The organism is Pseudomonas sp. EA_65y_Pfl2_P78, from assembly GCF_963970495.1.
GTDB classification, from domain to species: Bacteria; Pseudomonadota; Gammaproteobacteria; order Pseudomonadales; family Pseudomonadaceae; genus Aquipseudomonas; species Aquipseudomonas baetica_A.
In genome coordinates this window covers 1-2341 of the sequence record NZ_CAXAON010000074.1, presented here as the reverse complement: position 1 = coordinate 2341, position 2341 = coordinate 1, and the positions used below count along the sequence as shown (strand labels likewise).

The window sequence follows — 2341 nt, the reverse complement described above, 5'->3', positions numbered from 1 at the left end:
ACCTTGGGGATGCAGCGCAGGCCCACTATGGCGAACATTCCAACCGACAGGCATTCGAGCAGGCGCTGGGACGCTCGACGATTGATGAATTGGGGTTGTATGCGCAAACCCAGCAACGTTCGATTGAAGAATGCGTTGCTGCGCTTGAATCTCGCCAATAGTGGCCACACGCCATTGTGCGCAACTTCTTGCGCACTCAAATGTGGATAACCGTGTGGACACATCACTACAGCCCACGTAATCCGTTCTGTACAGACGAGTGCGCAAGAAGTTGCGCACTTCAGACCTCAAATCGGCCTCTGGCAGATCGTTGACGGCGAACCGTTGCGACAACTTTGTGCGTACCAATACGACGCCTATGGCGGCCTGGTTCAGGCGCAGGGCGAGAACTGCGCAGTCTGGTCGTATCAGTACCAGCATCACCTGATCACTCGTTACACCGACCGTACCGGGCGTGGCATGAACCTTGAGTGGGACGGCCAGGGCGCCAAGGCCAAAGCCGTGCGCGAATGGGCCGACGATGGCAGTTTCGACACGCGTCTGGAGTGGGACGAAAACATCCGTCTGACCTACGTCACCGATGCGCTCGGCAACGAGACCTGGCACTACTACGACATCCTTGGCTACACCTACCGCATCCGTTACGCGGATGAGCGTTCGGAATGGTTCTTCCGCGACGAGGCCAAGAACATCGTGCGCCGCGTGAATGCCGATGGCAGCACGGATCGCTACAGCTACGATGAACGCAGCAACCTGCTCGAACACATCCGAGCCGATCACACGGTGATGCATTACGCCTACGACGACCAAGACATGCTGATCAAAATCAGTGATGCCGAGGGTGGTCAGTGGCAACGCGCCTATGACGACCAAGGCAACCTGGTCGAAGCGCTCGATCCGCTGGGCAACAAAACCGAATACGCCTACAACAAATCCGGTCAGCCCACCGCGATCAAGGACGCCAACGGCAACGAAAAGACTTTGGATTACAACGACGCCGGGCAACTGGTCGAGTACGTCGATTGCTCAGGCAAAACCAGTGCTTGGGAATACAACGAACTGGGGCAGATGATCTGCTTCACCGACGCCGCCGGTAACACCACCGAATACGAATACAAGGCTGGCCAACTGGTGCTGATCAAGCACCCGGATAAAACCGAAGAGCGCTTTGAACGCGACGCCGAAGGTCGGCTGTTGATGCATGTCGACGGTCTCGATCGCTGCACCACCTGGAGCTACAGCGCGGCCGGTTTGATCGCCGAACGTGTTGATGCCGCCGAGCAAACCCTGCGCTATCGCTGGGACCGTCTCGGACGGCTAACCGCCCTGGAAAACGAAAACGAACAACGCGCGCACTTCCACTATGACCCGGTCGGACGCCTGCTGGAAGAGAGCGGATTTGACGGGCGCAGCACTCGCTATCAGTACGACCCGATAACTGGTCGCCTCGCCCAATTGATCAATGGCAAACGCATCATCTCGGCGAGCTTTGACCCGATGGGCCGCCTGATCGAGCGTCGCGCTACTCTGGGCGAGCAGTCGCAAAGCGAGACTTTTGCCTACGACGGCAACGGCAATATGGTGCTGGCTGACAACGCTGACAGCCGTCTGCAATGGTTCCACGACCCGGCCGGCAATCTGCTGCGCGAATACCAGCATTACCTCGGGCTGGAAAAGCCCACCGTCGCGATCTGGCAGCACGAGTACGATGTGCTCAATCAACGTGTTGCCACCGTACGCCCGGACGGCCACCGCGTCAGTTGGCTCACTTACGGCAGCGGCCACCTACTGGGCATACGCCTGGATGAACATGAACTGATCGGCTACGAACGCGACGACCTGCACCGCGAAGTTGCCCGTCATCAAGGTAACCATTTGCTGCAAACCCAAAGCTGGGACCCGGCCGGACGCTTGCAGGAGCAACTGTTGGGACGCAGCGATGAGAAGTCCACGCTGCTCAAGCGCGAATACAAATACGACGCTGCCGGCCAACTGACTGACATCAACGACAGCCGCCGCGGGCCAATCGCCTATCGCTACGATCCGGTCGGTCGTCTGCTCAGCGCCACCACACGTCAAGGCATGGAAACCTTCGCCTTCGACCCGGCCGGCAACCTGCTCGACGACAAGGCGACAGAAATTCTCCGACCACTGGACCTGACCCCAGCGCGCAGCAAACTCGTCGATAACCTGCTGCGTGAATACGCCGGCACCCACTACGACTATGACGAACGCGGTAATCAGATCCAGCGCTGGCACAACGGCCAACGCAGTGATCTGCGTTGGGACCTGTTTGATCGGCTGGTGCATTTTGAAGATCCTCGTCTGAGCGTGGATTTCG

General features: G+C 58.6%; 2 pseudogenes. Both read left to right on the top strand.

The features are described from left to right. A pseudogene (locus tag AACY02_RS25830) lies at positions 1-161 on the top strand (DUF1338 domain-containing protein); the annotation flags it as partial. A gap of 133 nt (positions 162-294) precedes the next feature. After that, positions 295-2341: pseudogene (locus AACY02_RS25825) on the top strand (RHS repeat-associated core domain-containing protein); the annotation flags it as partial.